Genomic DNA, 960 nt, shown 5'->3' with positions numbered 1-960 from the left:
CCAGATAGGTGGACTGGATGGGCTCGTCGCCAAAACGCAGGTGCGACTGGGTCAGACCGCCCGACTTCATGGAGTCGTAAGAGAAGTATGCCTGTGCGTACTTGTTTGCGGTCAGGCCGATGGTGGTGATGGCGTTCTTGTTTGCGCCAACCGTACCATCGCCGCCCAAACCCCACAGCTTGCACGATACCTGGCCCGGATGTGCCATCTCAACCTCGGTGTAGTCGAGCGAGGTATGGGTTACGTCGTCGTTGATACCGATGGTGAAGTTGTTCTTGGGCTTGTCCTGTGCGAGGTTGTCATAAACTGCAACCAGCTGACCGGGCGTGGTGTCCTTGGAGGACAGACCGTAACGGCCGCCGACGATCTGGATGTCGGTTCTGCCAGCCTGATTGAGTGCGGTGCATACGTCGAGGTATACCGGCTCACCAACCGAACCAACTTCCTTGGAGCGATCGAGAACGGCGATCTTCTTACAGGTTGCCGGGATGGCATCCGAGAAGTGCTTGACCGAGAACGGACGGTACAGGTGAATCTGCACCATACCAACCTTGCGGCCGTTCTGGTTGAGGTAGTTTACGGTCTCCTTGAGTGCCTCGGAAGCCGAGCACATCACAACGATGACTTCCTCTGCGTCCGGTGCACCGTAGTAGTTAAACAGCTTGTAATCACGGCCGGTCAGCTTGTTGATCTCGTCCATGTAGTGCTGAACAGTCTCCGGAACGGTTGCGCTCTTGACGTTCGCGCCTTCCTTACACTGGAAGTAGATGTCCGGGTTTACGTTGTTGCCGCGGTTGGTCGGATGCTCGGGGTTGAGCGCCTGTGCACGGAATGCCTTGAGGGCATCGTAGTCGACCAGGCCGCGCAGATCCTCATAGTCGAGGGTCTCGATGCGCTGCATCTCGTGCGAGGTGCGGAAGCCGTCGAAGCAGTGCATGAATGCGTACTTTTCATGGATGG

1 protein-coding gene is annotated in these 960 nt (G+C 57.1%); it reads right to left on the bottom strand.

The window, feature by feature from the left end; all coding sequences use genetic code 11:
* A partial coding sequence (locus tag B5F17_RS14495) for a 2-oxoacid:acceptor oxidoreductase family protein (RefSeq protein WP_206396759.1) occupies positions 1–960 on the bottom strand: 960 nt, incomplete at both ends.

Source organism: Butyricicoccus pullicaecorum (genome assembly GCF_002160355.1).
Classification (GTDB): Bacteria; Bacillota; Clostridia; order Oscillospirales; family Butyricicoccaceae; genus Butyricicoccus; species Butyricicoccus pullicaecorum.
The sequence above is the reverse complement of the archived record's forward strand: the minus strand, read 5'-3'. Positions and strand labels throughout refer to the sequence as shown.